This window comes from Thauera sp. SWB20, from assembly GCF_000831325.1.
Lineage (GTDB): Bacteria > Pseudomonadota > Gammaproteobacteria > Burkholderiales > Rhodocyclaceae > Thauera > Thauera aminoaromatica.
Map to the genome: position 1 here is coordinate 16,369 of NZ_JTDM01000016.1, position 25,316 is coordinate 41,684.

Below are 25,316 nucleotides of genomic sequence, written 5' to 3' on the forward strand. Positions count from 1 at the left end.
GGGTCATCGCAGGCCGGAGATCTCCCGGCGCAGTGCATCGACATTGCGCTTGTGCAATTCGACGCGGTCCTTGAAGGGTCGCACGCGGTCGAGCACCTTCTGGTAGTTGCGCTCGTCGCCGAGACGGATGGATTCCTGCTCGGCGAGCGCCTTCTCGGCCTCGGCCAGCTTCTGCTCCTCGGTGCGCAGTTCTTCCTGCAGCACCTGGCGGCGGGCGTCGTCACGGCCGCGCTGCTCGTTGGGGCTCACGCGCGGGAAGTCGCCGCCCGTGGGCGTCTCGCGTGCCGCCGGAGCGGCGGGACGGCGCACGGGGGCGGGCACCGAGGACACCGGCTGGTCGGACTGCAGGCGCACGCAACCGCGCGCGAGTGCGCGATCGTTGGTGTAGGTCACCCTGCCGTCGGCATCGGTGCACTTGTAGATTTCGGCATGGGCCGGCGCGGCAAGGCCGGCGAGCAGGAGCAGCGGGAGGATTCGATACGGTCGCATGCGCAGGTCCGGAGGGGCGCGGGGACGGCAGTAACGGGCTGCAATGCCGTCATCCTTGCGGGTCAGGCCCGATTAGACCCCAGAAAAAAGGGACGGGCAACGCCCGTCCCTTCCGTCCTGCGCAGGATTTCCCGGCTTACAGGCTGTAGTACATGTCGAATTCCACCGGGTGGGTGGTGATGCGCATGCGATCGACCTCTTCCATCTTGAGCGCGATGTAGGCGTCGATGAAGTCGTTCGAGAACACGCCGCCGCGGGTCAGGAACTCGCGATCCTTGTCCAGGTACTCCAGCGCCTGCTCGAGGCTGGTGCACACGGTCGGGATCAGCGCGTCCTCTTCCGGCGGCAGGTCGTACAGGTTCTTGTCGGCCGGGTCGCCCGGGTGGATCTTGTTCTGGATGCCGTCCAGGCCCGCCATCATCAGCGCGGCGAAGCACATGTACGGGTTGGCCAGGGGATCCGGGAAGCGCGACTCGATGCGGCGGCCCTTCGGGTTGGCGACGTAGGGGATGCGGATCGAGGCCGAGCGGTTGCGCGCCGAGTAGGCGAGCTTGGTCGGGGCCTCGTAGTGCGGCACCAGGCGCTTGTACGAGTTGGTGCCCGGGTTGGTGATCGCGTTGAGCGCGCGGGCGTGCTTGATGATGCCGCCGATGTAGTACAGCGCGGTCTCGGACAGGCCGGCGTAGCCGTTGCCCGCGAACAGGTTCTTGCCGTCCTTCCAGATCGACTGGTGCACGTGCATGCCGGAGCCGTTGTCGCCGACGATGGGCTTGGGCATGAAGGTGGCGGTCTTGCCGTACTGGTGGGCGACGTTGTGCACGATGTACTTGAGCACCTGGGTCCAGTCGGCGCGCTGGGTCAGCGTGCTGAACTTGGTGCCGATCTCGCACTGGCCGGCGTTGGCCACTTCGTGGTGGTGCACCTCGACCGGCACGCCGCAGGCCTCGAGCGCGAGCACCATGGCGGCGCGCACGTCGTTGAGGCTGTCGACCGGCGGAACCGGGAAGTAGCCGCCCTTGACGCGCGGACGGTGGCCGGTGTTGCCGCCTTCGAACTTGTCGGCGGTCGACCAGGCGGCCTCTTCCGAGATGATCTTGCTATACACGCCCGACATGTCGACCGACCACTCGACCGAGTCGAAGATGAAGAACTCGGGCTCGGGGCCGAAGAAGGCGGTGTCGCCGATGCCGGTGCTCTTCAGGTAGGCCTCGGCGCGCTTGGCGATCGAGCGCGGGTCGCGGTCGTAGCCCTTGCCGTCGGAGGGCTCGATGACGTCGCAGGTGATGACCAGCGTGGTCTCGTCGAAGAAGGGGTCGATGTATGCGGTCGACGGCTCCGGCATGAGGATCATGTCCGAGGCCTGGATGCCCTTCCAGCCGGCCAGCGAGGAGCCGTCGAAGGGGTGGCCGTGCTCGAAGTGCTCTTCCTCGAAGGCCGACACCGGCAGGCCGACGTGATGCTCCTTGCCGCGAATATCCGTGAAGCGCAGGTCCACGAAGCGCACTTCGTTTTCCTGGATCATCTTCATGACGTCTTGGGCGTTCATTTTGACTCCTGGTGAGATGAGGCGTTGTTGCGTTGAGCGGGTGGTGCAGCGGCCTGGGGTCGATGCGCCGGATTCGTGTGAGCAGGGCTAAGCACTTAGCGTGCCAGCCCTATGTCAGCGCGCAGGGCATTGTGCCACAAGGCTGCGAGCCCGAAATCGGTGCCTCGGCCCGGTGCGGATGCACTTCAATGGTGCGGATGTGCTCCCTGAATGCACTACTATGGTGCGAGCTCCACGAAGACGCGGATGTTGCGGTAGTGCGGATGTTCCGCGAGCCAAGTCTGGCGGTGCGATCGCAGTGCATCGAGCGCGTCCGCATCGGGGAGGGAGGGCAGGATGATTTCCACTTCCACGCGCTGGCCGAGGTAGTGGATCTGCACCCGCCGAGGGTCGGCGAAGCCGGGGCCGAGGAGCTTGCGCATGTGCGCGAGGATTTCGTCGCGCTCGGGCAGGGGGCCGGGCGGCACCGCCTGCAGCTCGCCATCGTCCTCGGGGTCGATATGCACCAGCACGTCGCGCACCTCGGGGTGGGCGGCGCGCACGCGCAGGTACACCGCGTCGGACACGCGGTGCCCCTCGGAGACGGTCAGCCGTGGATCGACCTGGACGTGGGCGTCGCACAGCACGCGGTCGGCCATCCGCCGGGTACGCATTTCGTGCAGGCCGATCACGCCCGGCGTCTCGCGGATCGTCGTGCGCAGGCGCTCGAGCTCCTCCTCCGGCAGGCCGGTGTCGATCAGTTCGCGCACCGACTTCAACGCCAGGCGGATGCCCATGTGCAGGATCAGGAAGCCGACCACCGCCGCGGCGAGCGGCTCCAGGAAGGGGTAGCCGGCCAGGCTGCCGCCGATGCCGGCGGCCACGACCAGCGAGGACGCCGCGTCCGAGCGTGCATGCCAGGCGTTGGCCTCGAGCATCGGCGCGTTGAGGCGGCGTGCGGCGGCGAGCGAGAAGCGGAACAGGCCTTCCTTCGCGGCGAGGGTCAGCAGTGCCATTCCCAGGGCCGCCGGATGCAGTACCGGCAAGGCCCCGATGTTCTGCAGGCGGATCCCCGAACTCCACAGGAAGCCGACGCCCACCGCCGCCAGGACGGAGCCGAGCACCAGCGTGGTGACGGTCTCGATGCGGCCGTGTCCGTATGGATGGTTGGTGTCGGCCGGATCGGCGCTGTGGCGGCCGGCGAGCAGCACCAGCAGGTCGGTGATCAGGTCGGAGAGGGTGTGGGCGGCGTCGGCCACCAGGCTGAACGCGCCGGCGAACAGGCCGATGACGACCTGGCCCATGGTGAGCACCGTGTTGGTCACGATGGCCACCAGGGTGGCACGCTGGATGCCACGGCTGCGGGCGAGGTCGTCCGCGCCCGCAGAGGGACGCGCAACCGGGGAGGAGGCTTGGCGGGAGTGCATGAGGGGGGCGCGGCGGACGCGCTATACTTCGACCGCCCTCATTTTAGACGGATGTTCGCATGGGAACCCTGTCGGAACTGTTGACGCTCGCCCACGAGCGCGCCGAAAGCCTCGGGCTGCCCTACCAGGGCGCGCTCACCCCCGCCGAAACCTGGCAGGTGATGCAGCTCGCCCCCGGTGCCAAGCTGGTCGATGTGCGCACGCGCGCCGAGCTCGACTGGGTGGGGCGCGTGCCCGGCGCGATCGAGATCGAGTGGAAGAGCTATCCCTCGATGCAGGAGAACCCCAACTTCCTCGCCCAGTTGAAGCACCAGGTCGACCCCGAGGCGCTGGTGCTGTTCCTGTGCCGTTCCGCCGTGCGCTCGGACTCCGCCGCGCGGCTCGCCGGCGCCAACGGCTACGCCAACTGCTACAACGTGCTCGAAGGCTTCGAAGGCGACAAGGACGCCAACAACCAGCGCAACCGCATTGGCGGCTGGCGCCTCGCCGGCCTGCCCTGGTACCAGGGCTGAGCGGCAACAAATCCTTACCCGGCCCCGCCCGCCGCGGTCGAACCCGCGGCGGCATGCGGGGTCCGACGCCCGCAACCCCGGGATTGCCCCCTCCCAACGGATCCGGATACCGAAACAATGCAAGTCTCCACCATCAGCTTCGACCGCTTCAACGTGCTCGCCGACAACGAGGCGCAGGAGCGCATCCGCGCCGCCCGCGCACGCCTCGGCGAGCGGGCGGTGCTGCTCTGCCACCACTACCAGCGCGCCGACGTGTACCAGCACGCCGACCTCACCGGCGACTCGCTCAAGCTCGCGCGCCTGGCCTCGCAGACCGATGCCGAGTACATCGTGTTCTGCGGCGTGCACTTCATGGCCGAGGTCGCCGACATCCTGTCCAAGCCCAGCCAGATCGCCATCCTGCCCGACCTCGCCGCCGGCTGCTCGATGGCCGACATGGCGAGCCTGGCCAAGGTCGAGCGCTGCTGGCGCGAGCTCGCCGAGGTGCTCGGAAAGCCCGACGAGCTCATCACCCCGGTCACCTACATCAACTCGGCGGCCGACCTCAAGGCCTTCTGCGGCGAGCACGGCGGCATCGTGTGCACCTCGACCAACGCGCCGACCATCCTCGACTGGGCCTTCTCCAAGCGCGAGAAGGTGCTGTTCTTCCCCGACCAGCACCTCGGGCGCTGGACCGGCTTCAAGAAGGGCATCCCGCTCGACGAGATGGTGGTGTGGGACCCCGACCTCGAGTACGGCGGCCTCACCCCCGAGCAGATCCGCAAGGCGAAGATCCTGCTGTGGAAGGGGCACTGTTCGGTGCACCAGATGTTCCAGCCGGTGCACATCGACCGCTGGCGCGAGAAGCACCCGCACGGCTTCGTCATCTCCCACCCCGAGAGCATGCTCGAGGTGTGTCAGAAGTCCGATTACGTCGGCTCCACCGAGTTCATCCTCAACACCATCACCCAGGCGCCGCCCGGCACGCACTGGCTGGTGGGCACCGAGCTCAACCTGGTGAGCCGCCTCGCCGAGGAGATGAAGCCGCAGGGCAAGGTGGTGCAGTTCATGGCGCCCACGGTGTGCATGTGCTCGACCATGCAGCGCATCGACCCGCAACACCTGGCGTGGACGCTGGAGAACCTCGCCGAGGGCAAGGTGGTGAATCAGATCAAGGTGCCCGCGCACGAGGCCGAGCTCGCGCGCATCGCGCTCGACCGCATGCTCGCGGTGTCCTGAACACGCGATCCGCGCTCGCAAGAACCGGGGGCGTCTCCCGCGAGGGGGCGCCCCCGTTGCGTCCACCGGGCGCCGTAGCCGCCTCAGCCGCGCGGCCAGAGGACCATCTGCGTGCAGCGGAAGAGCGCGATCACCCGCCCGCTGGCCTCGTCGGTGACGGTCGCGTCCCACACCTGGGTGGTGCGTCCGAGGTGCTGGGCGGTCGCGCTGCATGCGATCGCGCCCTCGCGCACCGTCCCCAGGTGGTTGCTCTTGAGCTCGATGGTGGTGAAGGAGTCCGCGCCCGCGGGCAGGTGGGCGATGGTCGCGTAGCCGCAGGTGGTGTCGGCCAGCGCGACGACGCTTGCGGCGTGGAGGAACTCGTTCGGTGCCGCGTGCAGCTTCTTTACCGGCATCCGGCTGTTCAGCCGGCGCTCGTCGAGCGCCAGCATCTCGATGCCGAGGTAGCCGGGCAGGTACTCGCCGCCGGCCTCGTTCAGGGTGTGGATGCTGACTTCGGGACGCAGTGCGCTCATCTGGGGCTCCTTCATGAAGACTCGCAATGGAAAGCGTTGATGAGGATAGTCTTCTTATTGCTTCCGGATAAGTCGATAATCTTGTTCGTTGCGTCAACGGATCATTGACATGAACTGGTTACCGGCCTGGGAGAGCTTCGTCCGCGTGGTCGAGGGCGGCAGCATGGCGGCCGCTGCGCGCACGCTCGGCTGCACGCGCGCCCAGGTCAGCAAGCAGGTCGCCGAGCTCGAACGCCGCCTCGGCGCCGCCCTCTTCGAGCGCTCCACCCGGCGGCTCGTCCTCACCCCCGCCGGGGAGGTGTTCCTGCGCCACGCGGCGCGCGCACTGGAGGCCGTGGACAGCAGCGAGATCGCGGTGCGCAACCTCGGCGAGCGCCCGAGCGGCACGCTGCGGGTGAGCGCGACGCTCGCCTTCGGGCGTCACTTCGTCGCGCCCCTGCTGCCCGTCGTCACGGCGGCGAACCCCGGGCTGGAGATCGAGCTGGTGCTCACCGACCGCCTGGTCGACCTGGTGGACGACCGCATCGACCTCGCGCTGCGCATGACCGCGCGGCCGCCGGAGGATGCGGTCGCGCGCCACCTGCTGCGCCTGCGCTGGGTGCTCTGCGCGGCGAGCGCCTATGTCGAGCGCCACGGCAGCCCGCGCGAGCCGGCCGAGCTGGCGCAGCATGCGTGCATCGGCCACCCCGCGATCGGCGCCGCCCCCTGGGGATTGGTCGCCGCGGCTGGCGCGCAGGCCCGCGTTGCGGTGCGCAGCCGCGTCCGTTTCGACAGCCTCGATTGCACGCTCGACGCGGTCCTCGCCGGCCACGGCATCGCCATCCTGCCCGCCTACCTGTGCGAGCCGGCGCTGCAGGCCGGCAGCCTGCGCACCGTGCTCGACGGCTGGGAGCCCGCGTTCGACGCCGGCCGCGACCTGTACGCCTGCTACACGCCGGGCAGGGTGGGGGTATCCAAGGTGCGCGTCTTCATGGATGCGTTGCAGCAGCGGCTGCAGCCGCTGCCGTCGTGGGCCTGCGCCGCGGGTGTGGGCGGGTGAGACAGGCGGTGAAAGCCTCGGCGAAAGGTGGCGAGCCGGGGCGGGCGGCCGACGAAGCCGTGCCGTCGATCGTGCGCCGGAGGCTTTAACATCCGCTTCCCGCCCGCATATGATGTCGCGTGGCCTTCACCCCGGCCGGAGTCGCCTCCGCTCATGCCCCTGCGTATCTGCTCCTACAACATCCACAAAGGTTTCTCGCAGTTCAACCGCCGCATGGTGGTGCATGAGCTGCGCGACCGCCTGCGCAGCCTGGATGCCGACCTCGTCTTTCTGCAGGAGGTGCAGGGCCTGCACCTTGGCCATCCGGCACGCCACCCCGACTGGCCCGCGCTGCCTCAGCACGAGTTCCTCGCCGAGGACGCCTGGCAGCAGATCGCCTATGGCGGCAACGCGATCTACGACCATGGCCACCACGGCAACGCGATCCTGAGTCGCCACCTCATCCTCAGCACTGCCAACCAGGACGTCTCCGACCATCGCTTCGAGCGCCGCGGCCTGCTTCACTGCGAGGTGCAGCTGCCCGAGTTCGACGTGCCGGTGCATTGCGTGTGCGTGCATCTGGGCCTGATGGCGGGCAGCCGGCGGCGCCAGATGGAGGCGCTCGCCGAGCGCATGGAAGAGCTCGCCCCGGGCAACGCGCCGCTGATCATCGCCGGCGACTTCAACGACTGGCGCAACCGCGCCGACGACCTGCTCGGGCGCCGGCTCGGGCTTGCCGAGGCCTTCGGCAGCGGACGCGGGCGACCGGCGCGCAGCTACCCGAGCACGCTGCCCTTCTTCCGCCTCGACCGCATCTACGTGCGCGGCTTCCGCGTGCGCCAGGCGCAGGTGCATTACGGCGCGCCGTGGGCGCGCATCTCCGACCATGCGGCACTGACCGCCGACCTGGAGCCGGTGGGCTGATGCAGTTCCTCGCGGGCAACGCGGTCGCGTTGCTGGAGAACGGCGAGCAGTACTTCCCGGCGCTGGAAGCCGAGATCGACCGTGCCGAGCGCGAGATCTTCCTGCAGAGCTACATCTTCGAGGACGACGGTACCGGCGCGCGCATCGCCGCTGCACTCGCACGCGCGGCGGGCCGCGGGGTCGCGGTGCGGGTGATGGTGGACGGCTTCGGCGGGCGCAGCTTCGTCTCGCGGCTGATGCCGCGCCTGCGCGAGGCCGGCGTGCAGGTGCTGATCTACCGCCGCGAGCTGCGTACCCTGTCGCTGCGCCGCCATCGCCTGCGCCGGCTGCACCGCAAGGTGGTGGCGATCGACGGCCGCGTGGCCTTCGTCGGTGGCATCAACGTGGTGGACGACTTCGATGCGGGCGCGCTGCCGCACCCGCGCTACGACTACGCGGTGCGCGTCGAGGGGCCGGTGCTCGCGCCGGTGGTGGCCTCGGCGCAGCGCCTGTGGCGGCTGGTGGCGTGGGCGAGCTTTCGCAGGCGCGCCGCCCAGCCGCTGCTGGCGCCGCCGCTGACCGACGCGGCGGGCTCGATCCGCGCCGCTTTCGTAGTGCGCGACAACCTGCGCCACCGCCATGCGATCGAGGAGGCCTATCTCGATGCGATTGCCGGCGCGCGCGAGGAGATCGTGCTCGCCAATGCGTACTTCTTCCCGGGGCGGCGCTTCCGCCAGGCGCTGATCGACTCTGCGCGGCGCGGCGTGCGGGTGACCCTGCTGCTGCAGGGCGTGTCCGATCACCCGATGCAGGTGTATGCGACGCGCGCGCTGTATCCGATCTTCCTCGACGCCGGCATCCGCCTGTTCGAATACCACCGCAGCCATCTGCACGCCAAGGTGGCGGTCATCGACCACCAGTGGGCCACCGTCGGTTCGAGCAACATCGACGCCTTCAGCCTGCTCCTTGCGCGCGAGGCCAACGTCTTCGTGGACGATCGCGGTTTCGCGGCGGAACTGCGCGCGAGCCTGGAGACGGCGCTGTGCGCCGGCGCGCGTGAACTCCGGCGTTCGGACTGGCGGCGCCTGCCCTTGCTGCGCCGCGGGCTGAGCTGGCTCGCCTACCAGCTCGTGCGCCTGGCGATCGGCATCGCCGGCTACGGCGGCGCACACTGAGTTCGCGACGACGCCGGCGCGAATGTCGGGCGCGGCGTGCTCGGCTTCAGCCGATCAGGCGGCGGTGCTCGATCTTGGTGCAGCGGTCGCTCACCACTTTCAATCCGGCAGCGGCAGCCTTTTCCGCGGCTGCGGGCGCGATCACCCCGAGCTGCAGCCACACGCTGCCGGCGCCCACGGCGATGGCCTCGTCCACCACCGCCATCACGTCTGCCGGCTTGCGGAACACGTCGACGATGTCGATCTTGCCCGGCACCTCGTGCAGGCTGGGATAGCACTTCTGACCAAGCACCTCCCCGTAGGCCGGGTTGACCGGGACGATGGTGTAACCGGCGCGCTGCAGGTAGTGCGCGACCTCGTGACTGGGGCGATCCGGCTTGGCCGAGATGCCGACCACGGCGATCGTGCGCGCCTGCTGCAGCAGGCCGCGGATGGCCTCGGGTTGCGTGCTGATGTCGTTCGGATGCATGGGGTTTCCTCAGGAGAAGCCGTCGGCCACCGCCTGGCGGCGGCGCGGCACGGCAGCGAGCGACCAGTGGGCCCGCGCCCACGCCCACGTTTCGGCGAGCGGCGCGGTGGCGAGCATGTCGGGTGGATTGTGGCCGAGAAAGCGCAGCGCGGCCATCAGGGCGACCTGCGGCGGATGCGCGTCGATCGCGCGCGCCAGGGTCTGCTTGGAGAGCTTCTCGCCCGCGGCGTTGGTGGCCAGCGGCAGGTGGGCGTAGGCGGGCACCGGCTGGCCGAGGAGGCCGAGCAGGTGGATCTGACGCGCGGTCGAATCGAGCAGGTCGGCGCCGCGCACGACGTGGGTCACGCCCGCCTCGGCGTCGTCCACCACCACGGCGAGCTGATAGGCGAAGAGCCCGTCGGCGCGCTTGACCACGTAGTCGCCGGCGTCGGCGGCGAGGTCGATCTCCTGCTCGCCCTGTACCGCGTCGCAAAAACGCACCACCCCTTCCGCACGCACGCGCCAGGCGCGGCCCGCGCGCCCCGGCGGCAGGCCGCCGCGGCAGGTGCCCGGGTAGCGGCGCGAGCCGTCGCGCGCGAGCGGCTGGTCGGCGAGTTCGCGTCGGGTGCAGGCGCAGGGATAGGCGAGGCCGGCGGCGCACAGGCGCGCGAGCGCGGCCGCGTAGGCGTCGCCGCGTTCGCTCTGGCGCACGACCGCGCCGTCCCAGTCGAAGCCGAAGCGTTCCAGCGTGGCGAGGATGCCCTCGGCAGCGCCGGGGACCGTGCGCGGGGTATCGACATCCTCGATGCGCAGCAGCCAGCGTCCGCCGTGGGCGCGCGCATCCAGGATGCTGCCGACCGCGGCGACCAGCGAGCCGAAGTGCAGCGCGCCGCTGGGCGAGGGGGCGAAGCGGCCGACGTAGCGACCGACGCAGGGGGCGGCGGGGTGGCCTGTACCGGGGCAGGGGGAAGGGAGGGGCTGCTGCATGGCGAGGATCGTATCGACCGGGCGGGCGCTTGTGCAACGCGCGGCGGCCAGATTCGCGGGACCGACATTCGAGGCCGCCGACCCGTTCGGCGGCGTCTCGCGCCAAGGGTGGCTGCGGCGCGGTATCCGGAGCCTAAGCCCCGGCTGCGGTGGATTGCGTCAGGGGGGCGGAGTGGTCGTCCCGCCATCGAGTGCATCGAACGCCGCGAAGCGCGCAGGATGCAGGCCGGCGGCGGCGAGGTCGGCGAGGTACTCGGTGGAGGCGAGGTAGGCGAGCTCGGCCTCGCGCGGGGTGGTGAGCGGATCGCAGGCGCGCAGCGCGGCGTCCACCCGGCCGGGGTGTACGTGCACCAGCGGGCGCGGGCCGGTGGCGGCGAGGAAGCGGCGCATCTTCGGCGCGAACGGGCGCTCCGTGGAAAAATCATGCAGGCCGCTGAAGCCCGCGTTGCAGGGCAGGCCGGCCTCGCGCAGGCGGCGGTGGAGCCCGCGCCCGAGGGCGGAGATGAACCAGGCCTTGTCCACCGCCTCGCGGCGTCGCAGGCAGCGCAGCGGCGGCTCGACGCAGTCGCGCACCCACACGCGGCCGCGCGGGTGGCGGCGCAGCAGCTCGGCGATCAGCGCTTCGCGCACGCCAGGCAGCACATGCACGTGCTGGTGGCCGTCCACATGGTCGGGTGCGTCGCCCCAGGCGTCCTCGAAGGCGTCGAACTGGGCGCGGATCTCGTCCGCCACGGCGTCCGCCGGCAGGCGGCGGGCGAGGGCGGCGGCGAGCAGGCGGCCGAGCGGCGGCAGGCGCTCGCCCCAGGCCCGCCGTGCCGCGGCGCTGAGCGGAGGCTGGTCGGTCAGGGTCAGGTGCAGGCCGACGTCGGCCGGCGCGCGTGTCATCAGTGCGCGCAACGGCGGCGCGGCGCGGCGCCAGTCGGGCAGCGCGCTCATGCAGCTCGTGGCCGACAGCCGGCCGGTCTCGACGAGCGCGGCGATGGCTTCGCTGACACCGGGGGCGAGGCCGTAGTCGTCGGCGCACACCACGATCGGACGGGTGCCTGGAGCGGCAGGGCGGGAGGGGGCTTGCATGTGATCGGCGCTGCGGGCGGAAAGCCCGCAGTATCCCGCACCCGGTCCTCCCGCGGTGCAGTCCGTGCGGCGTTGCCCGTCCCTGCGAGCCAGCCGTGCTCCGGGCGCGCCGGGCAGGGCGCGAATGGTTTATCGTGGACGCCTTCGCTCCGGCTGCGGAGCCCACTCGCCGGTTGTTCCATCGTGTCGCACTCCGACTCGCTCGATGCCCACCCCCATGTGCCGCCCGCCTCCTCGGCACACCCCCGACTCTCGGTCGTGGTCCCGCTCTACAACGAGGGCGAAACGGTGGAGGCGCTGCATCGGCGCCTGTCGCAGGTGCTTGCGGCGCTGGAGCTGTCCGACTGGGAGATCGTCTGCGTCGATGACGGCAGCCGCGACGACACCTATGCCCGCGTGGCCGCCCTGTGCGCGGGTGACCCCCACCTCAAGGCGATCCGCTTCGCGCGCAACTTCGGCAAGGAGGCGGCGATGGCCGCCGGGCTGCAGGCGGCTGGGGGCGACGTGATCGTGCTGATGGACGGCGACCTGCAGCATCCGCCCGAGCTGATCCCCGAGATGCTTGCGCGCTGGCGTGGCGGGGCGATGATGGTCACCGCAGTGCGGCGCTCGCGCGTCACCGATCCCTGGCTGCGGCGCAAGCTGACTCGCGGCTTCTACGCCTTCTTCAGCAAGGTCTCCGAGGTCGAGCTCGCCGAGGGCGGGGGCGACTTCCGCGTCTTCGATCGCGCGGTGGTCGACGCGATCAACAGCCTGCCCGAGCGCACCCGCTTCATGAAGGGGATCACCAGCTGGGTGGGCTTCCGCCAGGAGGTGGTCGAGTTCGAGCCCGCGCAGCGCGCCGGCGGCGTCTCCGGGTGGTCGATGCTGCGCCTGCTGCGCTATGCGATCGACGGCCTGTCCGCCTTCAGCACCCTGCCGCTGCGGGTCTGGTCGGTGATCGGCCTGATGATGGCGGGGCTCTCGGGCTTGTACGGACTTTTCCTCGTGCTGCGCACGATGCTGTTCGGCATCGACCTGCCCGGCTACGTGTCGCTGATGGTGTCGGGGCTGTTCATGTCCGGCATCCAGCTCATCAGCCTGGGGGTGCTCGGCGAGTACGTGGGGCGCATCTTCACCGAGGTCAAGGGCCGGCCGCTGTTCCTGGTGTCGGAACGGCTCGGCTTCGAACGCAGGCCGGAGCGCGATCGATGATCCCGCCAGGCGGGACGGCGGGTGCGCCGGCCGCGGCGGCATCCGTCGGGGCGCATGGCGCGATCGCGCGCGGGCTCGCCCTCGCCGTGCTGGCGCTGGCCGGGGTGTTCGTGCTGCTCACCTTCGACCAGCACGGCATCAGCAACGACGAGGAGGTCCAGCATGTCTACGGCCGCCTGCTGCTCGACTTCTACGCCTCCGGCTTCGCCGACCGCCAGGCCTTCGAATACAAGAACCTCTATCTTTACGGGGGCTTCTTCGACCTCCTCGCGGCGGCCTTCGACCGCGCCGGGGTGGCCGAAGGGCCGGCGCTGTGGGACCTGCGCCACCTGATCTCGGCCGTCTTCGGTCTCCTCGGGCTGGCCGGCACCTGGCTGCTCGCGCGCCGGCTCGCGGGCGAGTGGGCGGGGCTGGCGGCGCTCGTGCTGTTGTCGATCACCGGCTCGTGGTCGGGCGCGATGTTCACCCACACCAAGGACATCCCCTTCGCCACCACGATGCTGTGGGCGCTGTACTTCAGCGTGCGCGTGCTCGACACGCTTCCCGCGCCGCCGTGGCGCGTGCTCGCGGGGCTGGGTGTGGCGCTCGGCTGCGCCTTCGGCCTGCGCATCGGTGCGGTGTTCGCGGTGTTCTACCTTGGCGTCGGCGTGCTCGCGGCGACGGCCTTGCAGCCGGGCGGGCGGGTGCGTTTCCTGCTTCGCGGCGTGCTGGCGCTGCTGCCGGCGGCGGCGATCGCGCTGGCGCTGGGCGCGCTGTTCTGGCCGTGGGCGGCGATGGAGCCGGGTAACGTGCTCACGGCGATGCGCGCGTTCTCGCATTTCAGCTTCGAGCTCGACACCGTGCTGGCCGGGCGCGTGATGAACGTCGGCGAGGTCCCGGGGCATTACCTCGCGGCCTACCTGCTGGTGCGCCTGCCGGAGCTTTTCCTCGCCGGGCTCGCGCTCGCGCTGCTGCTCGGCGTGCGCGCCGTGCCGGCGCTCGCTGGCGAGCAGGCCCTGCGCGCGGCCCTGCCGTGGCTGCCGGTGGTGCTGGCAGCGCTGTTCCCGCTCGTCTACACCCTGCTTGCGGCGCCGCCGCTGTACAACGGGCTGCGCCATTTCAGCTTCGTGCTGCCGCCACTGGCGGTGCTGGCGGGCATGGGGCTCGTGCGCGCATGGCACGGCCTGAGCGTCCGTCCGCCGCTGCTGCGCCGCGCCGTGCTGGGCGCGTGCGCCCTGGCGGTCCTCGGCCAACTCGGCCAGCTCGCCCGCCTGCATCCCTACGAGTATCTCGCCTACAACCGCCTCGCGGGCGGCGTGCAGGGGGCGGTCGGGCGCTGGGAGCAGGACTACTGGGCGAGCAGCCTGCGCGAGGCGGTGCACGCCCTCAACGCCCTGGTCGCGCGTGTGGAGGGGGGGCAGGGCGACACTATTCCGTGGCCGTGTGCGCCGAGCCGCTGCAAGCCCAGGTGTGGCTCGCGCCCGGGTTGCGCGCGACGCGCGACTGGTGGGGGGCGGACTTCTACCTCTCCCCCACCCACATGGGTTGCGACGAGGCCATGCGGGGCCGCGTGGTGGCGCAGGTCGAGCGTGCGGGGCTGGTGCTGGCGGTGGTCAAGGATCGGCGCGCGCTGGTTGGCGAGGAGCGGCGGCCCCGATGAGCCCGTCCGGCGGATGCGCGCGCTTCCTGCGCTTTGCCGCGGTGGGGGTGGTGGGTACGCTCGCCCACTACGCGCTGTTGCTCGCGCTGGTGGAGGGCGCGGATGCGCCGCCGCTGGTGGGGGCCATCGCCGGATTCATGCTTGGCGCGCTGGTCAACTACGCCCTCGCGCGCCGGCTGGTGTTCGCGTCCACGCGCAGCCACGCCCAGGCCCTGCCGCGCTTCTTCGCCGTGGCGCTGGCCGGGCTGGCGTGGACGACGCTGCTGATGAGTCTCTTCATGGAGCTGCTCGGCCTGCACTACCTGCTCGCCCAGGTGCTGACGACCGCGCTGCTGCTGCTGTGGCACTACGCCGGCAACGCCCTGTGGACCTTCCGCCGCGGCCGGCGCGACACGGAGAGCCGATGAGCGCACAGGCTCCCGCCGGTACGCCGCCGCATCGCCTCGAGGCCGACCTCCTGCTCGTGCTCACCACGTTGATCGCCGCGGCGGGCTGGATCTTCTCCAAGGAGGCGCTCACCGGCATGCCGCCGCTGATCTTCATCGGCCTGCGCTTCGCCATCGCCGGGCTGGTGCTGGCACTGTTCTCGCTGCCGCAGCTGCGCGCGCTCGATCGGCGCGGACTGCGCAACAGCCTGCTCGTCGGCGCGCTGTTCGCCGGCGGCATGGTGCTGTGGATCCTCGGCCTGTCGCACAGCAGCCACCTCGGCGAAGCCTCGTTCATCTCCAGCATGGGCATCGTCATGGTGCCGGTGTTCGCGCGCCTGTTCTTCGGCGACCGTCCGCCGGCGAGCACCTGGTTCGCGCTGCCGCTCGCACTCGCCGGCTTCGCCTGCCTGTCGCTCGACGGCGGCTTCGAGGTCGAGCTCGGGCAGTGGTTCTTCCTCGGCGCGGCGCTGGTGTTCGCGCTCATGTTCAACGTCAATTCGCACATCGTGCGCAACGTGCCGGTGCGCGCGCTCAGCGTGGTGCAGATGCTCGCCGTCGGCGTGCTGGTGCTGCCGCCGGCCTTGCTGATCGAGACCTGGCCGCAGGCCTGGAGCGCGCCGGTGCTCGGCTGGCTGCTCGCGAGCGCGCTGCTCGCCACCACGCTGCGCTTCCTGCTCCAGCTCCACGGCCAGAGCCTGACCACGCCCAGCCATGCGGCGCTGATCATGATGCTCGAGCCGGTGTGGACCGCGCTCGCCGCGGCGTGGTGGTTCGCCGAGACCATGAGCACGCTGCAACTCGCCGGCTGCGGGCTGATCTTCCTTGCCCTCGTGGTGAGCCGCTGGGCGTGGATCCGCGGCCTCTTCGGCGGGCGCGGCTGAACGATCGGGGAGAGAGATTCCATGGCTGTCCGTACCCTTCTGCGCATGGGTGATGCGCGCCTTCTGCAGCCGGCCGCGCCGGTCGGCGAATTCGGCACGCCTGCGCTCGCCGCGCTCATCGAGGACCTGTTCGACACCATGGCCGCGCACGGCGGTGTGGGCCTGGCCGCGCCGCAGATCGGCGTCGGCCTGCAGGTGGTGATCTTCGGCTTCGAGCGCAGCGAGCGCTACCCGGACGCCGCGCCGGTGCCGCGCACCATCCTGCTGAACCCGGTGATCGTTCCTCTCACGGAAGAGCGCGAGGAGGGCTGGGAGGGCTGCCTGTCGGTGCCCGGCCTGCGCGGCATGGTGCCGCGCGCCACACGCATCCGCTACACCGGCTACACGCCCGCGGGCGAGCCGATCGAGCGCTTCGCCGAGGGCTTCCATGCGCGCGTGGTGCAGCACGAGTGCGACCACCTCGCCGGCGTGCTGTATCCGATGCGGGTGCGGGATTTCCGCCGCTTCGGGTTTACGGACGTGCTGTTTCCGGAGCTGCAGGGATAGCCAAGGCCTGGCTTTATCCCCAGGACGGGGGTGGCGGCCCGGACTGCTATCCTGATGATTGTTTCGATCACGTCCAGAGGGGTCGTCCGATGAGGCTGAAAACCTGTCTCGGTTGCGGGGTCGTCGTGCTCGCATCGCTGTGGCTGTCGCTGGCGCATGCGGCGGACAAGGCCGTCCTGTTCGAGAATGTCTTCGTCTTCGACGGCAGGAGCAGCGAGCGGGGCCGCTCGCCGGTCAACGTGCTGGTGGTGGGCGACACCATCCAGACCATCTCGGCGGCGCCGATCGCGCCGCCCGCGGACGCCGACCTGACGCGTGTCGCCGGCGGGGGCCGCACGCTGATGCCCGGCCTGATCGATGCGCACTGGCACTCGATGCTGATCGGCCAGAAGCTGGTCGATGCGATGACCAGCGACGTCGGCTATACCAATCTGCGTGCGGCGCAGGTCGCCGAGGCGACGCTCATGCGCGGCTTCACCACGGTGCGCGACATGGGCGGGCCGGTGCAGGGCCTGCGGCGTGCGATCGAGGAGGGGCGTTTCCCCGGGCCGCGCATCTTCCCGTCGGGCGCGATGATCTCGCAGACCGGCGGCCATGGCGATTTCCGTCTGCCGCACGAGGTGCCGCGCGCCGCCAGCCAGGGTCTCAGTCATACCGAACTTACCCGCACCGCCGCCATTGCCGATGGCGCCGACGAGGTGCTGCGGCGCACCCGCGAACAGCTGATGCTCGGCGCGACGCAGATCAAGCTGATGGCTGGCGGTGGGGTGACGTCGATCTACGACCCGATCGACGCCACCCAATACACCCAGGACGAGATCCGCGCCGCAGTGGCTGCGGCAGAGAACTGGGGCACTTACGTTACGGTGCACGCCTACACCAGCCGTGCGGTTCAGGTCGCCATCGAGGCCGGGGTCAAGGCGGTGGAGCACGGCCAGCTGGTCGATGAGGAGACGGTCAGGCTGATGGCGCAGAAGGGGATCTGGTGGTCGCTCCAGCCCTTCCTCGACAACGAGCTCGCCAACCCGCAGGCCGGGGCCAACCGGGTCAAGCAACTGATGGTGGCGGCCGGCACCGATCGCGCCTACGCGCTGGCGCGCAAGCACGCGGTGAAGGTGGCCTTCGGCACCGACATCCTGTTCTCGGGGGACAACGGAGAGGTGCAGAACGCACGCCTGGTCTCGCTCGAGCGCTGGTATCCCCCCGGCGAGGTCCTGCAGATCGCGACCGGCCACAACGGCGCCCTGCTCGAGCTTACCGGCGAGCGCAACCCGTATCGCAAGCCGCTCGGGGTCGTCGCCGAGGGCGCGCTCGCCGACCTGTTGCTTGTCGATGGCGACCCGACGGCGGACCTGTCGCTCATCAAGCGTCCCGAGTCGAGCTTCGTCCTCATCATGAAGAACGGGCGCATCTACAAGAACCTGCTGCCCTGAGCGGCGCCTTCGCTGCCCCCCATGCGTTCGAGTTTGCTCATCCGTGCCGGCATGGTGGCGCCGGTCACCATTGCGCTGCCGCCGACGGCGGGCGCACAGCCGCCAGCCTCCGCCGACTTCCTCGACGCCGAAGGGGGCGCCGGTCAGACGTTAAACAAAAAATGCGGCCGCAAAGCGTTGCTAGATGTGGTATTACCCTTGCTTTGCCTCACTTTGTAGTCACTTATATATACACTTTGATCGTTGCTGTACGAAGCGAGGCCTCTTTATCGTTTGTTCAGGCCGCTTCGTCACCTTCGGATTTTTTGTCGCAAAAATTCCCTTCTGGGAGTCCGTGACCGCTCCTGGGTCACTACCTGAAACTTCCTGCACTGACTTTCAATGTGCAGGAGGTAAGGACAGTGAAAATTCTACGCCGCAAGGCCGTCTGCGAAAAGCTTGGCGGCATCAATGACGTAACGCTCTGGCGGATCACTCGCGATGATCCGACATTCCCAGTATCCGTCCAGCTTAACAAAAGAGTCGTCGGCTGGCTTGAGCACGAGATTGATGCGTGGCTCGAACAGAAGGCCGCTGCCGCCCGCGCTGTCAGCAACAACGCTGTCTATCCCTGATCGCCGCGATTCCGCAGGCCAGAAGGCAGGGGTCGATGATGCGCAGCCTAGGAAAAGCCGCAGCTCTTGATGGACAGATTGATCGACTGCGACGTTCGGCTTACCTCAGCAGTAGAGGCATCTCTCCAACCGGGCAGTTCCAGCTCGACCTGATCTTTCCGAACTCAATGGAAAACAGAGATGACCTGCGGCACATCCCCAATGACTACGCAAGATCATCTCTGTTTACTGTTGGCAACAAGCGAGTGCCGCGCCGGGCGTTCATGCACGAAACACTATTCCATTACAACGAGCACATTTCAATTCTCTACACAGGCATCGAACTCCGCGCAGAAGATGACGAACTCGTGTGGCTGCAAATCCTGAACTATGCCCAAAAGGTGGCGCTCGGTGAGCCGTTCGAATTTTCCGTCAAAAACTTGGTGGCGGACGTCGGTTGGCACAAAAATGGCCGCTATTACGATAAGGCCCGTGAGTGCATCAGCCGTCTGAAGGCCAGTGAAGTTCTGGCGCTCAACAGTAAAGCGTATGGAAGGAGCGGTGCGATTTCACTCATCCAGAACTACATAGTGCTCAACGACGAGCATGGTAAGCCAACCCACTATCGAGTCTGGATGAATCCCAACTTAATTTATTTGTTTGCTGGCAATACGTTTACCAGCCATTCTTGGACTGCCTACCGGGGCTTGTCGCCGGTCGCGAGGCGCTTGGCAGACTACATTGAAAGCCACAGGCATCCGTACCCCTTGGCTCTAACAAGGTTTCGCGCCATGTGCGGGTCAAACAACAAAGACATAGCCGATTGGCGACGAACCGTAAGAAAGGCATGCGCTGAGGTGCAAGCCGCCCAGATTGCCAAGATAGCTTTTCTATCCAGCGATGACTACATCTGCTGTGGGGACGGGTAATCCGAAAAAAGCAGCTTGACACTTTTCTTCTAGGCCCGCAATTGCGGGCTTTATTGAGTCCGGAAATTTTCCTCGGAGTGGCGACTCGAAGTTATCCACAGAAACAACGTTTGGATGCCATTTCTCGTGACAGATGACCCATGCAGCGTGACAGATGACCCATGTTGGTTTTGCAGTTTATGGGTCATCTGTCACGGTTTCGAGCTGCTTACCCAGCGATCTTGCGGCTCTTGATAGGTCGTCTGTGGATAACTGCTCGACCGCCATCAGCATGTCTGAAAAAACGTGGATTTTCGTGACAGATGACCCATGAAATTTTGGGCCGGCATAAATTTTGAAACTCAAAAGCGTGACAGATGACCCATAAAAGCGTGACAAATGACCCATGAAAACGTGACAGATGGCCCATCTCACACAGATCAAATTCCATCGTAACCTACTGTTTTAAATGAAAATTTAACTTCACCAGCAAAGCCGCTAACCTTCTTTTTAACCATTTCTTTAACCAAAAGAAGCCTTCGCTCCCTCCGGTCGCTGCGCGTCCGCCCGTGGATAACTCGCAAGCGAGTTCCCCACCGGCTCCCTTGCTGGGGCTACTCGCATTTTTCAAATGCCTGATGGGCTACTTGGGGTCGGCTGTTTCCAATATGCCTTCGGTGGGCCTGGCCGGAGCCCACCCGTCCCTTTCAGATGACATCGTAACGTTACGATAACGTAGCGTTACGATGTTACGGTGCAGGCTCCTGCCCGGCAGCCGGTGCTTCCAGCAGAACAGAAGGCTCCACCCCCAGCGCCTCGGCCAGCTTGAAGATGTTGAGCAATGCGATGTTGCGCTGCCCACGCTCAACCCCCCCCAGATAGCTGCGTGCCAAGCCACTTTCCAGTGCTAGGCGTTCTTGCGACCACCCTCTGGTCTTTCTGATTTCTATCAGCTTCAGGCCGAAGCGTAGTCGGGGATCAAGGGCCATATTTCTCTCTTCTTAAAGAGAAATGACTCTATGAGTACCCCCTCTATAGGGCTACGCCCGATAAGTACCCGCACTATGAGTGACAATTGAATGCAGGCGCCATAAAATGGCCTCTATAAGTAACAAAATGGAGGAAATGACGTATGGCAAGCGTCTGGAAGACTGCGGGGATGGGAGCGGCGGCGCTGGCAGTTCCTGTGGCTGGGCTTTCAGGTCTCGCTGCCGCTGGTCTTACGCTGATTCTTGTACTGGCGATGTTCGGCGTGGGGCCTGCGCGCCTGTCACAGACATCGCTTTGGGGGCTGTTGACCAGTGAGCTGATGCTCTATCTGCTGATTTCGCTGGCACTCTTCGCGCTGTCCTTCCGATTTCTGGCGCGTCTGCAGGCCCGCTGCCAGGCCCTTGTCACCAGAATCAACACCCAGCATGGGCTGTCATTCGATGCTGGACATCTCCTGGGTTATCCCGCGCCGGCATTCCTTGTTTTTGACTCCCAGAATCGCAAGATCGCGGCCTGCGATGTGGTCAATGACGCATACAAACTGCACGACTTCTCCTGGCTGCTCGGCTGGCAGATGACCTGGCGCGAGGTCGAGAGCATGGAGATGAACGGCGGCAGCCGTCAGGTCAACGCCAGCGGCATGAGCGTGCCGACCTTCGAGCGCACGGTACGCGCCAAGGACTTCGCCGTCGAGCTGCAAACCGCCGATCCGCAACAACCACTGCTCAGCTTTCCCATGAGCCGTCGGGCGGCGGAAACCTGGTGTGCCAGGCTCAACGCCCTCTTCAACGGATAACCTCGCGAGGAACTGCGATGAAACACTACCGGAGCTTGCTGCTTCTGCCTTTTGTATTGACGGGTTGTGCCACAACCGACATGCAGGGGGCGCTGGATTCCCTGAACGGACTAGGACACTCCATTGGAACCAGTCTGGCGCAAGCGGCTACGCCTGCAGGCGCGGCAAACCGCAACAGCGTGCTGGGGACTCCACTGCATAACGCCTTGCGCCAGAATCTGTCTACCGACGGTCGCGCCCCGGAGTGGCCCAAGGTAGTGATCAGCAATCTGCAAATTCCGGCTGATCAGATGACGCTGACCCGTAGCCTTACGCTCAAAGCCAGTGATTGCATTCGCTTTGACGCCGTGCTGTGGCACGACGCCAAGCGTTCCGAGCGCTTCAGCAATCTGTCGCTATGTGCACCGGAGTTGCCGAAACAGTCGAACAATTTCGTGCTCACCTGGAAGAGCTTTTCCATCTCCGGAAAAACCAGCGGCCAGGTTCGCACCGACGGCCCAACCCCGCCGTACAGCAAGTTGCCCAGTGACCCGGCGATGGAACGCTGGTTGATGAATCAGTTCGGCCTTTACTATGTGGGTTCGCTATTGACGCTGGTCGGCTATGACTCCAATTTCACGATCGATGACCGTCGCTTCTGGATCAGGAACATCAAGGGATGAACGCACTGCTACTTGCCGCCCTGCCGCTTGTGCTGATGGACGGCCAAGCACCAGATATCGATCACTGGTTGCGCATTGAGCCGGCCATCGCCGCCGCCGTGGAATGCCGTCAAACCTTGCCGCTGCACATGCTGGACGGTATTGCACCCAATGCTCCCGGCAGTTGGTCGCTGGTGCCGACGCGCAGCTTCACGGTGTTCGGGTTGCCGGTGCAGCGCATCGAGCTGTTCATCGACCCGGATGGTGAGCTGGGTGCAAGCTATACAGCGGTGATTGAAAAGCGCAGCCTGCAGCAGGCGCGCAAGCAGCTCAACCTCATCAGCGCGCGCGAGCGCATAGGCCAGCTCTCGGCAGATCAGCCCAATGATGAAGTACAGCTGGTCTGCACGGTCGCCGCAACGGAGCAAGGGTGAGCATTCAGCGCATCCTCTCCGGCGGCCAAACCGGCGTAGACCGGGCAGCGCTGGATTTCGCCATTGCCCGGCAAATTCCGCACGGCGGCTGGTGCCCGGCAGGCCGACGGGCCGCTGATGGCGTCCTGGATGCGCGCTACCAGCTGCAGGAAACCGAATCCAGCGGCTATCGTCAGCGCACCAAGTGCAATGTGCTGGATGCGGATGCTACGCTGATCATTTACCGAGGCAGACTGGAAGGTGGCAGCTTGCTCACTCGCGATCTGGCGACGGGACACGGCAAGCCGCTGCTACTGTGCGATTTGCATGCCCCTACAGAAGAGCTGTTGGCTGCATGGCAAGACTGGTTGCTTAGCCATCCCGTCACTATTCTCAACATTGCTGGCCCGAGTGAAGCGCGCAACCCCGGTATTTACCTGCAGGCGAGCGCGCTACTGGAGCTTTTCTGGAGCAAGGAACATGAGCCGATCTGATGCCCGCTGCGCGACACCCTATATCTACTCGGGTGAGTTGCAGATTCGCCCCGAAGTGGATGCCGCGCTGGCTGCGCTGAAAGACAAACCTTACACCGCCATCCCCAGCTGGAAAAACGATGGAACCTGGGAGCTGTGGACGGTGGAAGGCGACGGCGAAACCGAACCCTGCATCATCAGCGGCCCATCGACCACTTACCCCTGCGAGGCCGATGCACTGGCCGCCGGTGCGGCCTGGCTATCCGGACAACGCTGAGCAACCTCAATTCCATCCCTCGCTGACAAAGCCAACGCCACGGCGGCTGATCTCGACCAGCGGTCTGATGTCTTGCACCTGGACGATTCCTCGGTCATCACGAGCTGCCGAACCCAAAGCCCGCTGCAGAACCAGACGCACACTGCGCGGTGGCAAGGCTTGCAGACGGGACAGGACATCATCATCCAGTCGCTCGGCAAAGGCGTTACCCCAGCTCGACTCGTCGCGGAGTCGGTTGTAAATCGACTGCGCAATGCTTCTGACCTGCTCCGGCCTGGGCGGTTGAATGTGCAACACCGTCAGCCGTGAGCGTAGCGGCCCCGGAATCGCCTCCAGCTCATTCGCGGTCGCCATCCAATTCACATGACTGGCGTCGATGGCAAAGTCGCGGATCGACAGGTCGATGAAATCTCGCGCACTGCGCGGTTCCAGCAAGGTATAGAGCGCGGCCAGCGGGTCGTATTGCGGTCGCCCGTTGCTGGCCTTATCCAGCTCATCGAGCGCCACCACCGGGTTGGCCAGTGGCTGGTAGGCCAGCAGCTCAAAGAGCTGGCCTGGCTCGGAATTGCTCCAAAATGATTCGGAACCGGCGAGCGGCGAACTTGATTGCGTACTCGCCATGTCGAAGACCCGGAACGGTAGCACGGTAACCGTCCGAGCGACCCCGTTCCCCGGCGGTGCCGAGGGCTTCAGAGGTCGACGACGTGCCTGAGCAGTCCGAACGACACGCGCCAGCCGGGCTCGTTCTCGCAGTCGACGCTGGCCGTCTTCTGATTGATGCGCACGATGGTGCCGATGCGCGTCTGCAGATGGCGATCCTCGAAGCTGACGCGATCGCCGACGCGGAAGTCCTCGCGGGTGGGACGTTGGGCGGGCTTGGCGGTTGGCACCTGAGGCGCGGCGCGGCTGTCGGCAGGGAGTTCGATCGCTGCATAGGGCAGCGTCCAGGTCGCACGGGTGGCGTCGTCCTGCACCGTGACTTGAGTGTCCTTCATCGCCACCACGGTGCCGCTTCGCAGTTGCAGTGCGGCACCCGGGGCTTTCCCGTCCACGAAACGCACCCGTTTCCCCAGGTTCAGATGCAGCCGGATCTGCACGATCCGCGACGGATCCGACATCAGACGCTCGATCACGCGCGACAGGTGGAACAGTTCGAGCGAGCTTGCGCGGTTGAGGGCTTCGAGGGTGGCGGGATCCATCAGGGCGCGGGCTTCCAGTTCATCGGCAGCAGTTCGTCGAGCCGGTCCATGCGGTGGCCGGGCAGGCGCGTGAGCACATCCTTCAGGTAGGCGTAGGGCTCAATGCCGTTCAACCGCGCCGTCTCGATCAGCGAGAGTGCCACGGCGGCGGCCCGTCCGCCACGTGGACTTCCGGCAAACAGCCAGTTCTTCCTCGAGATCGCCACCGGCCGCATCGCCCGCTCGGCGGTATTGTTGTCCGGCGCGAGCAGGCCACTGTCGGCAAACACGGTGAGCGCTGTCCAGTTCGACAGCGCGTAGGCAAACGCACGTCCCAGCGGCGAGCGCGGCAGCAGCGTCGGCTGGTGATGGGCGAGCCAACGGTGGAACGCGGTCAGCACCCGCCGGGTGCGCCCTTGGCGCACGCGCAGGCGTACGTCCGGGTCGGCCTCGGCCAGGCGACGCTCGATGCGGTAGATCAGCCCGATGAAGCGCAACGCGTCATCGGCCAGCCCGGGCGGCGCCCCCTTGGGGGCGGCCTTGATCACATCGAAGAACTTGCGCCGCACATGCGCCCAGCACGCCACATGGGTGACGCCCTCGCGGAAGCTGGCGTGGTAGCCGCTGTAGTCGTCGGCCTGCAGGTAGCCGCGCCACGCGCCCAGGATCCGGCGCGGATGCGTCCCGGATCGATCGGCCGTGAAGTCGTAGAGGGCGGCCGGAGCCACCTTGTGCCACTGACCCTCATCGTCCTTCTGTTGCCCGCCGGCCAGATAGACCCACATCCGGGCGGTGATCGTCTTGCCGGGGGCCTGAAGGGCCAGCGTGGTGTCGTCGGTGAAGATCACCGGGCTCGAGAGTACGTGGCGCTGCAGGGCCGGCATCAACACGGCGAGCAACTCGGTCGCATCGAGCACCCAGTCGCACAGCGTCTGACGTGACAGGGCAACGCCTTGGCGCGCAAAGATCCGCGACTGTCGCGCCAGCGGGCAGTGATCGAGGTATTTCGACACCATCACGTGGGCGAGCAGCCCGGCGCCGGCGTTGCTCCTGAGCAGCGGCGAGCCCTGGGCCGTAGCAGTGCGCACGGTACTGCGGCCGTCGGCGCTCTCGCAGCGGTACTTCAGGCGCACGTTCTGGATCACTTCGAGCCGGGCGGGGATGTACTCGAGCAACTCCGAGACCTCCTCGCCGATGCGCTCGAGCGAGGCGTAGCCGGCCTTCTCGGCATCGGAGAGGTCGTGCTCGACGCGCCGGCGCGGCAGATCCGGGCTGATCGCCGGCCGCCCGCCCTTGCGCCGGGTGTGAGCGCCGACCTCGCGCCGCTCCTCGGCCGGCACAGGGAACTGTACTGGGTCGGACCACAGTTCTGCCTGCCCGAGGTGGATCACCTCGCTGCGCGGCCCGAACAGGCGCCGCCGCAGCTCGACCAACTGGTGACGCAGGGTATCGAGCTGGGCGTCGAACTGCGCACGCATCGCCTGCATCTGCTGCCCCAGCTCGAGCACCAGATCCTGCAGCGGAGCAACCTCCGTGGGCAGGCTGGCGCGATCGATCGGGGCAGGCAGGTTCATGGGCCATGAGCATGCCAGCACCGGCACCTCGGGTGAATGCGGTGAATCACCGATTGCCCAC

The 25,316-nt window shown here is 67.3% G+C and carries 27 protein-coding genes and 2 pseudogenes; 18 read left to right on the forward strand and 11 right to left on the reverse strand.

Annotated features, from left to right (window positions below; all coding sequences use genetic code 11):
• Positions 1 to 3 precede the first annotated feature (3 nt).
• From PO78_RS07565 to PO78_RS07575, 3 genes are all read right to left on the reverse strand, one after another.
• Positions 4 to 489 carry a DUF4124 domain-containing protein gene (locus PO78_RS07565; RefSeq protein ID WP_004314447.1) on the reverse strand — a complete coding sequence of 162 codons (486 nt, stop codon included), beginning with the start codon at positions 487 to 489 and terminating at the stop codon, positions 4 to 6.
• A gap of 136 nt (positions 490 to 625) precedes the next feature.
• A complete protein-coding gene (gene glnA / locus PO78_RS07570) occupies positions 626 to 2,035 on the reverse strand; it encodes a type I glutamate--ammonia ligase (RefSeq protein ID WP_004314445.1) in 1,410 nt (469 codons plus the stop codon).
• A 218-nt stretch (positions 2,036 to 2,253) separates the two neighbouring features.
• Positions 2,254 to 3,441: a cation diffusion facilitator family transporter gene (locus tag PO78_RS07575; protein WP_043742999.1), complete on the reverse strand. Its 1,188-nt coding sequence runs from the start codon at positions 3,439 to 3,441 to the stop codon at positions 2,254 to 2,256.
• A gap of 59 nt (positions 3,442 to 3,500) precedes the next feature.
• Between PO78_RS07575 and PO78_RS07580 the strand changes: the two genes are divergently transcribed.
• The gene (locus PO78_RS07580) at positions 3,501 to 3,953 is read left to right on the forward strand and encodes a rhodanese-like domain-containing protein (protein ID WP_004314441.1); all 453 of its coding nucleotides are present in this window, start codon (positions 3,501 to 3,503) and stop codon (positions 3,951 to 3,953) included.
• 117 nt (positions 3,954 to 4,070) lie between these two features.
• Positions 4,071 to 5,171, forward strand: a complete 1,101-nt coding sequence (nadA, locus tag PO78_RS07585; protein WP_043743002.1) for a quinolinate synthase NadA — start codon at positions 4,071 to 4,073, stop codon at positions 5,169 to 5,171.
• A gap of 83 nt (positions 5,172 to 5,254) precedes the next feature.
• On the opposite strand, the gene PO78_RS07590 is transcribed toward nadA, so the two are convergent.
• Entirely contained in the window at positions 5,255 to 5,686 is a 432-nt protein-coding gene (locus PO78_RS07590; RefSeq protein ID WP_004314437.1) for a PaaI family thioesterase, read from the reverse strand.
• Positions 5,687 to 5,795: 109 nt separating this feature from the next.
• On the opposite strand from PO78_RS07590, the gene PO78_RS07595 reads away from it, so the two are divergent.
• The 3 genes from PO78_RS07595 (at position 5,796) to clsB (ending at position 8,782) form a co-directional block, all read left to right on the forward strand.
• Entirely contained in the window at positions 5,796 to 6,725 is a 930-nt protein-coding gene (locus PO78_RS07595) for a LysR family transcriptional regulator (protein ID WP_043743004.1), read from the forward strand.
• A gap of 153 nt (positions 6,726 to 6,878) precedes the next feature.
• Entirely contained in the window at positions 6,879 to 7,628 is a 750-nt protein-coding gene (locus PO78_RS07600; RefSeq protein WP_004314434.1) for an endonuclease/exonuclease/phosphatase family protein, read from the forward strand.
• Positions 7,628 to 8,782 (forward strand): cardiolipin synthase ClsB, encoded by a 1,155-nt coding sequence (gene clsB / locus PO78_RS07605; RefSeq protein ID WP_004314433.1) that lies wholly within the window; start codon positions 7,628 to 7,630, stop codon positions 8,780 to 8,782. The genes PO78_RS07600 and clsB overlap by 1 nt, the downstream gene beginning before the upstream one ends.
• Positions 8,783 to 8,828: 46 nt before the next feature.
• Here the strand turns inward: clsB and PO78_RS07610 are convergent, their stop codons facing one another.
• The 3 genes from PO78_RS07610 to PO78_RS07620 all read right to left on the reverse strand — a co-directional run bounded on the left by PO78_RS07610 (position 8,829) and on the right by PO78_RS07620 (position 11,291).
• Positions 8,829 to 9,251 carry a CoA-binding protein gene (locus PO78_RS07610; protein ID WP_043743008.1) on the reverse strand — a complete coding sequence of 141 codons (423 nt, stop codon included), beginning with the start codon at positions 9,249 to 9,251 and terminating at the stop codon, positions 8,829 to 8,831.
• Positions 9,252 to 9,260: 9 nt separating this feature from the next.
• Positions 9,261 to 10,217 (reverse strand): tRNA glutamyl-Q(34) synthetase GluQRS, encoded by a 957-nt coding sequence (gene gluQRS, locus PO78_RS07615; protein ID WP_082047706.1) that lies wholly within the window; start codon positions 10,215 to 10,217, stop codon positions 9,261 to 9,263.
• A gap of 159 nt (positions 10,218 to 10,376) precedes the next feature.
• Positions 10,377 to 11,291: a ChbG/HpnK family deacetylase gene (locus PO78_RS07620; RefSeq protein WP_012586048.1), complete on the reverse strand. Its 915-nt coding sequence runs from the start codon at positions 11,289 to 11,291 to the stop codon at positions 10,377 to 10,379.
• A 183-nt stretch (positions 11,292 to 11,474) separates the two neighbouring features.
• On the opposite strand from PO78_RS07620, the gene PO78_RS07625 reads away from it, so the two are divergent.
• From PO78_RS07625 to trfA, 8 genes and pseudogenes are all read left to right on the forward strand, one after another.
• Positions 11,475 to 12,485 carry a glycosyltransferase family 2 protein gene (locus tag PO78_RS07625; RefSeq protein ID WP_012586047.1) on the forward strand — a complete coding sequence of 337 codons (1,011 nt, stop codon included), beginning with the start codon at positions 11,475 to 11,477 and terminating at the stop codon, positions 12,483 to 12,485.
• A pseudogene (locus tag PO78_RS23335) lies at positions 12,482 to 13,186 on the forward strand (glycosyltransferase family 39 protein); the annotation flags it as partial. The gene PO78_RS07625 and the pseudogene PO78_RS23335, both read left to right, overlap by 4 nt.
• Before the next feature lie 934 nt (positions 13,187 to 14,120).
• Positions 14,121 to 14,531 carry a GtrA family protein gene (locus tag PO78_RS07635; protein WP_043743011.1) on the forward strand — a complete coding sequence of 137 codons (411 nt, stop codon included), beginning with the start codon at positions 14,121 to 14,123 and terminating at the stop codon, positions 14,529 to 14,531.
• A 53-nt stretch (positions 14,532 to 14,584) separates the two neighbouring features.
• Positions 14,585 to 15,433 (forward strand): annotated as a pseudogene (locus PO78_RS07640) (DMT family transporter); the annotation flags it as partial.
• A 21-nt stretch (positions 15,434 to 15,454) separates the two neighbouring features.
• A complete protein-coding gene (gene def / locus PO78_RS07645) occupies positions 15,455 to 15,979 on the forward strand; it encodes a peptide deformylase (RefSeq protein ID WP_012586046.1) in 525 nt (174 codons plus the stop codon).
• A gap of 89 nt (positions 15,980 to 16,068) precedes the next feature.
• A complete protein-coding gene (locus tag PO78_RS07650; RefSeq protein WP_043743014.1) occupies positions 16,069 to 17,412 on the forward strand; it encodes a metal-dependent hydrolase family protein in 1,344 nt (447 codons plus the stop codon).
• A 401-nt stretch (positions 17,413 to 17,813) separates the two neighbouring features.
• Positions 17,814 to 18,026: a helix-turn-helix transcriptional regulator gene (locus PO78_RS22190; RefSeq protein WP_058133021.1), complete on the forward strand. Its 213-nt coding sequence runs from the start codon at positions 17,814 to 17,816 to the stop codon at positions 18,024 to 18,026.
• 35 nt (positions 18,027 to 18,061) lie between these two features.
• Positions 18,062 to 18,934, forward strand: coding sequence for a plasmid replication initiator TrfA (trfA, locus tag PO78_RS22195; RefSeq protein WP_212591743.1), 873 nt, complete (start codon positions 18,062 to 18,064; stop codon positions 18,932 to 18,934).
• A 728-nt stretch (positions 18,935 to 19,662) separates the two neighbouring features.
• Here trfA and PO78_RS07655 read toward each other — a convergent pair.
• Positions 19,663 to 19,902: a helix-turn-helix domain-containing protein gene (locus tag PO78_RS07655; RefSeq protein ID WP_011806687.1), complete on the reverse strand. Its 240-nt coding sequence runs from the start codon at positions 19,900 to 19,902 to the stop codon at positions 19,663 to 19,665.
• A 143-nt stretch (positions 19,903 to 20,045) separates the two neighbouring features.
• Between PO78_RS07655 and PO78_RS07660 the strand changes: the two genes are divergently transcribed.
• From PO78_RS07660 to PO78_RS07680, 5 genes are read left to right on the forward strand one after another with little or no spacing between them, the layout of a single operon-like run.
• Positions 20,046 to 20,699 carry a hypothetical protein gene (locus PO78_RS07660; protein WP_043743018.1) on the forward strand — a complete coding sequence of 218 codons (654 nt, stop codon included), beginning with the start codon at positions 20,046 to 20,048 and terminating at the stop codon, positions 20,697 to 20,699.
• A gap of 17 nt (positions 20,700 to 20,716) precedes the next feature.
• Positions 20,717 to 21,361 carry a hypothetical protein gene (locus PO78_RS07665; RefSeq protein ID WP_043743021.1) on the forward strand — a complete coding sequence of 215 codons (645 nt, stop codon included), beginning with the start codon at positions 20,717 to 20,719 and terminating at the stop codon, positions 21,359 to 21,361.
• Positions 21,358 to 21,774, forward strand: a complete 417-nt coding sequence (locus PO78_RS07670; protein ID WP_043743025.1) for a hypothetical protein — start codon at positions 21,358 to 21,360, stop codon at positions 21,772 to 21,774. Before PO78_RS07665 ends, PO78_RS07670 begins: the two co-directional genes overlap by 4 nt.
• Positions 21,771 to 22,247 carry a putative molybdenum carrier protein gene (locus PO78_RS07675; RefSeq protein ID WP_043743028.1) on the forward strand — a complete coding sequence of 159 codons (477 nt, stop codon included), beginning with the start codon at positions 21,771 to 21,773 and terminating at the stop codon, positions 22,245 to 22,247. The genes PO78_RS07670 and PO78_RS07675 overlap by 4 nt, the downstream gene beginning before the upstream one ends.
• A complete protein-coding gene (locus PO78_RS07680) occupies positions 22,234 to 22,503 on the forward strand; it encodes a hypothetical protein (protein WP_043743031.1) in 270 nt (89 codons plus the stop codon). Before PO78_RS07675 ends, PO78_RS07680 begins: the two co-directional genes overlap by 14 nt.
• A 6-nt stretch (positions 22,504 to 22,509) precedes the next feature.
• On the opposite strand, the gene PO78_RS07685 is transcribed toward PO78_RS07680, so the two are convergent.
• From PO78_RS07685 to tnpC, 3 genes are all read right to left on the reverse strand, one after another.
• A complete protein-coding gene (locus tag PO78_RS07685) occupies positions 22,510 to 23,124 on the reverse strand; it encodes an AAA family ATPase (RefSeq protein ID WP_197068747.1) in 615 nt (204 codons plus the stop codon).
• Between the two features lie 68 nt (positions 23,125 to 23,192).
• Entirely contained in the window at positions 23,193 to 23,702 is a 510-nt protein-coding gene (locus tag PO78_RS07690; protein ID WP_043743033.1) for a hypothetical protein, read from the reverse strand.
• Positions 23,702 to 25,255 (reverse strand): IS66 family transposase, encoded by a 1,554-nt coding sequence (gene tnpC / locus PO78_RS07695; RefSeq protein ID WP_114649551.1) that lies wholly within the window; start codon positions 25,253 to 25,255, stop codon positions 23,702 to 23,704. The genes PO78_RS07690 and tnpC overlap by 1 nt, the downstream gene beginning before the upstream one ends.
• Positions 25,256 to 25,316: the final 61 nt, after the last annotated feature.

Excerpts from the sequence above, each read along its gene's own strand:
- PO78_RS07565 (WP_004314447.1), bottom strand. The coding sequence starts at position 489 with ATGCGACCGTATCGAATCCTCCCGCTGCTCCTGCTCGCCGGCCTTGCC.
- glnA (WP_004314445.1), bottom strand. The coding sequence starts at position 2,035 with ATGAACGCCCAAGACGTCATGAAGATGATCCAGGAAAACGAAGTGCGC.
- PO78_RS07575 (WP_043742999.1), bottom strand. The coding sequence starts at position 3,441 with ATGCACTCCCGCCAAGCCTCCTCCCCGGTTGCGCGTCCCTCTGCGGGC.
- PO78_RS07580 (WP_004314441.1), top strand. The coding sequence starts at position 3,501 with ATGGGAACCCTGTCGGAACTGTTGACGCTCGCCCACGAGCGCGCCGAA.
- nadA (WP_043743002.1), top strand. The coding sequence starts at position 4,071 with ATGCAAGTCTCCACCATCAGCTTCGACCGCTTCAACGTGCTCGCCGAC.
- PO78_RS07590 (WP_004314437.1), bottom strand. The coding sequence starts at position 5,686 with ATGAGCGCACTGCGTCCCGAAGTCAGCATCCACACCCTGAACGAGGCC.
- PO78_RS07595 (WP_043743004.1), top strand. The coding sequence starts at position 5,796 with ATGAACTGGTTACCGGCCTGGGAGAGCTTCGTCCGCGTGGTCGAGGGC.
- PO78_RS07600 (WP_004314434.1), top strand. The coding sequence starts at position 6,879 with ATGCCCCTGCGTATCTGCTCCTACAACATCCACAAAGGTTTCTCGCAG.
- clsB (WP_004314433.1), top strand. The coding sequence starts at position 7,628 with ATGCAGTTCCTCGCGGGCAACGCGGTCGCGTTGCTGGAGAACGGCGAG.
- PO78_RS07610 (WP_043743008.1), bottom strand. The coding sequence starts at position 9,251 with ATGCATCCGAACGACATCAGCACGCAACCCGAGGCCATCCGCGGCCTG.
- gluQRS (WP_082047706.1), bottom strand. The coding sequence starts at position 10,217 with ATGCAGCAGCCCCTCCCTTCCCCCTGCCCCGGTACAGGCCACCCCGCC.
- PO78_RS07620 (WP_012586048.1), bottom strand. The coding sequence starts at position 11,291 with ATGCAAGCCCCCTCCCGCCCTGCCGCTCCAGGCACCCGTCCGATCGTG.
- PO78_RS07635 (WP_043743011.1), top strand. The coding sequence starts at position 14,121 with ATGAGCCCGTCCGGCGGATGCGCGCGCTTCCTGCGCTTTGCCGCGGTG.
- def (WP_012586046.1), top strand. The coding sequence starts at position 15,455 with ATGGCTGTCCGTACCCTTCTGCGCATGGGTGATGCGCGCCTTCTGCAG.
- PO78_RS07650 (WP_043743014.1), top strand. The coding sequence starts at position 16,069 with ATGAGGCTGAAAACCTGTCTCGGTTGCGGGGTCGTCGTGCTCGCATCG.
- trfA (WP_212591743.1), top strand. The coding sequence starts at position 18,062 with ATGATGCGCAGCCTAGGAAAAGCCGCAGCTCTTGATGGACAGATTGAT.
- PO78_RS07655 (WP_011806687.1), bottom strand. The coding sequence starts at position 19,902 with ATGGCCCTTGATCCCCGACTACGCTTCGGCCTGAAGCTGATAGAAATC.
- PO78_RS07660 (WP_043743018.1), top strand. The coding sequence starts at position 20,046 with ATGGCAAGCGTCTGGAAGACTGCGGGGATGGGAGCGGCGGCGCTGGCA.
- PO78_RS07665 (WP_043743021.1), top strand. The coding sequence starts at position 20,717 with ATGAAACACTACCGGAGCTTGCTGCTTCTGCCTTTTGTATTGACGGGT.
- PO78_RS07670 (WP_043743025.1), top strand. The coding sequence starts at position 21,358 with ATGAACGCACTGCTACTTGCCGCCCTGCCGCTTGTGCTGATGGACGGC.
- PO78_RS07680 (WP_043743031.1), top strand. The coding sequence starts at position 22,234 with ATGAGCCGATCTGATGCCCGCTGCGCGACACCCTATATCTACTCGGGT.
- PO78_RS07685 (WP_197068747.1), bottom strand. The coding sequence starts at position 23,124 with ATGGCGAGTACGCAATCAAGTTCGCCGCTCGCCGGTTCCGAATCATTT.
- PO78_RS07690 (WP_043743033.1), bottom strand. The coding sequence starts at position 23,702 with ATGGATCCCGCCACCCTCGAAGCCCTCAACCGCGCAAGCTCGCTCGAA.
- tnpC (WP_114649551.1), bottom strand. The coding sequence starts at position 25,255 with ATGAACCTGCCTGCCCCGATCGATCGCGCCAGCCTGCCCACGGAGGTT.